Genomic DNA, 823 nt, shown 5'->3' with positions numbered 1-823 from the left:
TAGATGATTTTAAATTCCAACCTGTAGTGATTTCTACTTCAGTAGGAACAGGTATAGGTGCTTTGGCTGAAGAGATTAATAGAGTTTCTGATATCACAGGGGTTAGAGCAAATTTCTTAGTTGAAACCACAGGTGTTGGTCCTATAAAAGGCGGTGTTACAAGTGATGATTTTAAGATTAATGGTGTAACCATAGGTAAGATAGAATATCAAGATAGCGATCAAAATGGCTCTTTGGTAGCTGCTATTAATTCAGTTAAAGATAGCACTGGTGTAGAAGCTTCAAGAGATGCTAATGGTAGACTTGTTTTAACCTCAAGAGATGGTAGAGGTATAGAAATAGATGGTAGTATTGGACCTGGTTCAGGTATTAGACAACAAGATTATAAAAATTATGGTCGTTTATCTTTAATCAAAAATGATGGTAAAGATATTTTAATATCAGGAAGCAATCTTTCTGCTATAGGTATGGGTGCAACTGATATGATCTCTCAAGCTTCTGTATCTTTAAGAGAGTCAAAAGGAAGAATTGATACCCATGTAGCTGATGCTATGGGCTTTAATGCTTACAAAGGTGGTGGCAAGATGATAGTTACTCATGGAACTATTTCAGCTTGGATGAGTGAACAAGGTGGTATGAGTCAAGGTTCAGGATTTTCCATAGGAAGTGGAAATGATTATTCTAAAGTTTATGAGGGAAATCTTGCTTTTGTAACCGCATTTTCAGTAGCTTTTGGTATGAGTGCAGAAGCTGCTCAGGCGGCAGGTAATTCTCAATTTGCCGCATTTATTACAACAGGCACAAATGGTCAAATAGCAGCTAA

At 36.8% G+C, this 823-nt stretch carries 1 protein-coding gene; it reads left to right on the top strand.

Translation table 11 applies throughout. The features are described from left to right. Window positions 1–823: flagellin hook IN motif-containing protein (locus L8X50_RS08205; protein ID WP_318529827.1), on the top strand; the 823-nt coding region annotated here is incomplete at both ends.

The sequence above is a fragment of the Campylobacter sp. CNRCH_2013_0898h genome (genome assembly GCF_025772965.1).
GTDB lineage: Bacteria > Campylobacterota > Campylobacteria > Campylobacterales > Campylobacteraceae > Campylobacter_D > Campylobacter_D lari_D.
This window is presented reverse-complemented; position numbering and strand designations above follow the sequence as displayed.